6 protein-coding genes are annotated in these 3,574 nt (G+C 72.2%); 2 read left to right on the plus strand and 4 right to left on the minus strand.

The annotated features are described in order from the left end of the window. Positions 1 to 283 (minus strand): acyl-CoA dehydrogenase family protein (locus tag H5J29_RS25390; protein ID WP_181783541.1); only part of this gene is annotated, 283 nt, incomplete at its 3' end. Between the two features lie 9 nt (positions 284 to 292). Further along, a complete protein-coding gene (locus H5J29_RS25395; RefSeq protein ID WP_181783542.1) occupies positions 293 to 1,462 on the minus strand; it encodes an acyl-CoA dehydrogenase family protein in 1,170 nt (389 codons plus the stop codon). Positions 1,463 to 1,566: 104 nt separating this feature from the next. On the opposite strand from H5J29_RS25395, the gene H5J29_RS25400 reads away from it, so the two are divergent. Then, the gene (locus tag H5J29_RS25400) at positions 1,567 to 1,809 is read left to right on the plus strand and encodes a ribbon-helix-helix domain-containing protein (protein ID WP_181783543.1); all 243 of its coding nucleotides are present in this window, start codon (positions 1,567 to 1,569) and stop codon (positions 1,807 to 1,809) included. An 11-nt stretch (positions 1,810 to 1,820) separates the two neighbouring features. Then, positions 1,821 to 2,213, plus strand: coding sequence for a hypothetical protein (locus H5J29_RS25405; RefSeq protein WP_181783544.1), 393 nt, complete (start codon positions 1,821 to 1,823; stop codon positions 2,211 to 2,213). A 69-nt stretch (positions 2,214 to 2,282) separates the two neighbouring features. Here the strand turns inward: H5J29_RS25405 and H5J29_RS25410 are convergent, their stop codons facing one another. Both H5J29_RS25410 and H5J29_RS25415 read right to left on the minus strand, forming a co-directional pair. Further along, on the minus strand, positions 2,283 to 3,017 hold the full coding sequence (locus H5J29_RS25410) for a tyrosine-protein phosphatase (protein ID WP_181783545.1): 735 nt from the start codon (positions 3,015 to 3,017) through the stop codon (positions 2,283 to 2,285). 38 nt (positions 3,018 to 3,055) lie between these two features. After that, positions 3,056 to 3,574 (minus strand): hypothetical protein (locus H5J29_RS25415; protein WP_181783546.1); only part of this gene is annotated, 519 nt, incomplete at its 5' end.

The following is a 3,574-nucleotide window of genomic DNA, read 5'->3' on the forward strand; positions in this document are numbered from 1 at the left end:
CGCCCAGCTCGGCGGGCAGCAGGACCCAGAAGAGCTCGGCGTCGAGCGCGCGGGCGATGACCTGGGCCTCGATCAGCCCGAGGCCCAGCCCGTCGTGCTCCTCGGGGACGGTCACGGCGAGCCAGCCCTGCTCGCCCGCCGCCTTCCACAGCGAGGCGGGGTTGCCGTCCCCGGACTCGTCCTCGAAGACGCCGCGCACGGCCTCGGTGTCGAACCGCTCGGCCAGGTACGTCGTGACCGCGGAGCCGAACTCCTGCTGGTCCTCGGTGAGGGCGAAGAACATGACGGCTCCTTACCGAGGCAGGCCGAGCACGCGCTCGGCGGTGACGTTGCGCTGGACCTGCGACGACCCGCCCCAGATGGTGACCGAGCGGGACCACATGGCCTGGGCGTTGAGCGGACGGAGGTCGAGGTCGTCGAGCTGCTCGAGCGTGGCGGCCTCGCCGAGGACGTCGTCGTAGACCTCCCAGAGGTCCTGGAAGGTCTCCGACCACTGCAGCTTGGTCATCGACGCCTCGAAGCCCAGGTCCCGGCCCTGCTCGGTCTGGGTCAGCACGTACATCGAGTGCAGCCGCAGGCACTCCAGCTCGGTGAGCACCTTCGCGAGCCTGCCGCGGACCACCGGATCGGCGTCCTTGCCGACCTTGCGCGCGACGGCGACGATCTCGTCGTACTGCCTGCGGAACTCGGTGTACTGCGAGATGCCGGAGGCGCCGCGCTCGAAGGAGAGCAGCAACATCGCGGTGCGCCAGCCCTCGTCGACCGCGCCGAGGACGTCGGTGGCCGGGACCCGGGCGTCGTCGAAGAAGACCTCGCCGAACTCGCTCGCCCCGGACATCTGCTTGAGCGGGCGAGCGTCCACCCCGGGCTGGTGCATGTCGATCAGCAGCATCGAGATGCCGCGGTGCTTCTGCGAGCCGGGGGTGGTGCGGACCATCGTGAAGATCTTGTCGCCGTGCACGGCGTTGGTGGTCCAGACCTTCTGGCCGTTGACCACGAAGTCGTCCCCGTCGCGCACCCCGCGGGTGGTGAGCGCCGCGAGGTCGGAGCCCGCGCCGGGCTCGGAGAAGCCCTGGCACCAGATGACCTCGTTGCGGAGCATCGGGCCGATGATCTCCTTGCGCTGCGCGTCCGTGCCGATCGCCATCACGGTGGGCGCGAGGAAGGTCAGGCCGAGCGGGTTGACCGTGCGCGGGGCGTCGGCCAGCACCATCTCGACGTCGTAGATCGCCTTCATGCCGGGCGTGCCGCCACGGCCGCCGAACTCGGTGGGCCACTGGATGCCCGCGAAGCCGGCGAGTGCCTTGTCGCGCTCCCAGTCCCGTCTCAGGCGGAAGCTCTCGTCGTCCGGCAGGGACTCCCAGAAACCGGGGCGGCGCCACTCGGCCGGGATGTTCGCCGAGAGCCAGGAGCGCAGCTCACTGCGGAACTCCTCCTCGGCCGCGGTGTACGTGAGGTCCATCGATGACTCCCTGCACTGGGTCCGGCAGCCGGTCCACCCTTGCATACCCGCCGGTAACCTGCATAGCGGTCGACGGGCCGGTATGCGCCGAGTAGCCTCTCGGTATGCGCAGTGAGCGGGTGACCGTCACCCTGCCGGCCGAGATGGTGACCGAGGCACGCGAGGCGGTCCGGAACGGATCGGCCGCCAGCCTGTCCGCGTACGTCGCCGAGGCGGTGCAGGCGCGGCAGAACCGCGATCGGTCACTCGCTACTCTGGCCGACCTGTACGGAGGTCCCCCGCCGGCGGACGAGCTCGACGCGGCACGCAGGTCGCTGCGCCTCGTCCCACCGGTCGCCGTCGGCTGAAGGGCGCGCACATGATCGGCGGAAGAGTTCTCGACGCCACCGCGCTCACGGCGTTCGCGACCGGGCGGCCCGTGTACATGCGCGCCCTGGTGTGGGCCGCGGTCGAGGAGAACCTCGTGCTCGCGGTGCCCAGCGCCGCGCTCGGGCGGGCGTGGGCCCAGCTCGAGCCCCAGCACCACGCGGCCCTGCAAGTCCTGCTCGGCCTGCCCAACACGGTGATCCACGACCTGTCGCCCGCGATGGCCCAGGAGTCCGGACTGCTGCTCGCCGCCGCCGGCCAGGACGACATCGTGGCCGGCCAGGTCGTCACGACCTCCCGGCGCCGCGGCTGGCCCGCGGTCACGGGGGACCCCGGCACCCTCCGCAAGCTCGACGCGGCGGTCGCGATCGAGGAGCTCCCCTAGCAGCTCGGGGAGGCCGTGACGGCTCCGTGATGCGCGGAGGTGGGGCTCGGGAAGGGTGAGCCCTGGTGCTCAGCCGAGGCGCTCGCGCAGGGCGGCCAGCTCGTCGTCGGTGAGGCCGTTGGCCTGCAGCCAGGCCGCGGCGCCGCCGTCCCGCTCGTCGATCACCCGGAGGACCTGGTCCATCGCCTCCGCACGCGGGCTGTGTCGCAGGATCTCCTCCGCGGACGGCATCTCCTCGCCGTTCGCCGCGGTCCAGCGGCGGAACATCGCCTCGATGCGGGTCGCGGACAGCGCGTAGTCCTCCACGACGGCCTCCCGCTCCACCCCGACGGACTCCAGCACCAGCGCGACCAGCGTGCCCGTGCGGTCCTTGCCCGCGGCGCAGTGCACGAGCGTCGGGCCCTCCGCCCGGGCGATCCGACGGATCGCGCCGACGACGTTGGCCCCCTTGTCCCTCAGGTACCCGAGGTAGTTGCCGACCATCGGGTGGAAGTCCTCGCCGATCTCCGGGAGCTCGCGGCCCGCCTCGGGGATGAACGTGAACTGCACGGTCTCGACCCCCGCCGCGATCAGCGGCGACTCCCCGTACTGGGCGATCTCCCGGTCCGTCCGCAGGTCGAGGACCAGCCGCAGGCCCAGCTCGTCCTGCAGCCGGGAGACGTCCGCCGGGGTCACGTGGTCCAGGGACTCGCTGCGCAGCAGCACCCCGCTGCGGGTGACGCCGCCACCCTGCAGCGGCAGCCCGCCGACGTCCCGGACGTTGCTCAGACCCTCGAACTCCAGCCAGCGGTCGGTCGTCGTCACACCGCCCACCGTAACCGGGGGGCGGCGTGACCGGCGTCTCACCCGAGCAGCTTCTGGGTGCCGTTCTGCGCCACGACCAGGGGATCCGGCAGTGCCGACAGGCCGTCCTCCGGGGCGAGCACCGTGAAGTTCATGACGACGGAACCATCCCGCACGGCGATCATCACCACGTCGAAACCCTCGCCCCCGACGCGCCAGCCGGTCGCCTCGGCGTAGGGGAGGTCGAACGTCAGGTCCTCGGCCGGGGCGATGGCGGCGGGCCTGCCGCTGACCGTGCCCTGCGAGCAGCTCATGCCCTCGACGGACGCGCGGTAGGCCGCCTCGGCGGTGCCGTCGTCGCCGTAGACGCTCACCGTCTCCTGGATCAGGCCGGTCGCGTTCTCGGCCGCCGCGCCGACCCGCACGGCGTACGGGAACTGCGCAACGACGCCGGGGCCTCCGCAGAGCGTCGGGGTGGCCGGATCGGGTTTCGGCTCGTCCCCGGCGGTGAAGCCGGGGCCGATCTCGGCGGGAGTGAGTAGGAAGGGCCGCAGCCCCTCGGCGGCGGCGTCCATGCC

Source organism: Pseudonocardia pini (assembly GCF_013870575.1).
In the GTDB taxonomy this organism is placed as follows: Bacteria; Actinomycetota; Actinomycetes; order Mycobacteriales; family Pseudonocardiaceae; genus Pseudonocardia; species Pseudonocardia pini.